Source organism: Pseudonocardia charpentierae (genome assembly GCF_031845345.1).
In the GTDB taxonomy this organism is placed as follows: Bacteria; Actinomycetota; Actinomycetes; order Mycobacteriales; family Pseudonocardiaceae; genus Pseudonocardia; species Pseudonocardia charpentierae.
The window spans coordinates 1-443 of sequence record NZ_JAVREJ010000109.1 but is presented as its reverse complement, the minus strand read 5'-3'; the positions used below and the strand labels follow the sequence as shown (position 1 = coordinate 443).

1 protein-coding gene is annotated in these 443 nt (G+C 65.7%); it reads left to right on the top strand.

Features of this window, described 5'->3' with window-relative positions; genetic code table 11:
• The first annotated feature begins 221 nt into the window (after nucleotides 1-221).
• A complete protein-coding gene (locus RM445_RS32075; RefSeq protein WP_397469459.1) occupies nucleotides 222-347 on the top strand; it encodes a MerR family DNA-binding transcriptional regulator in 126 nt (41 codons plus the stop codon).
• The last annotated feature ends 96 nt before the right edge of the window (nucleotides 348-443 follow it).

Below are 443 nucleotides of genomic sequence, written 5' to 3'. Positions count from 1 at the left end.
CCACCATGGCCCTGCTCGCCACCCCGACACCACCGGAAGGGGTGGCCACCGCCGAACTCATGACGGCATGATCTGAACCGCAGAGCCTCCCGCGGAGCGAGTTACACCACGCAGCGGGACGCGACCAGCTGTCGGGACCGTCCTAGGTGGACCGCGGTCAAGTGTGAGGATTGGTCAAGTGTGAGGTTCGGTCAGGCGTGAGGATTCGCTAGCTTCGGTGAGTGCGCATCGGTCAGCTCGCCGCCCAGACCGGATATTCGGTGCGCACCATCCGGTTCTACGAGCAGAGCGGGGTGCTGCCCGCCCCGCGCCGCACCCACGGGGTCGGCAAAGTCCTGACGCGGTAGCTGTGGCCTGCGGTTATGCGACACGTCGGAGCTGGTGAAGTAGGGCGGGCACGACCCGCTCGTTGATCATGACGGTTCTCACGCCAGTCCTGATCA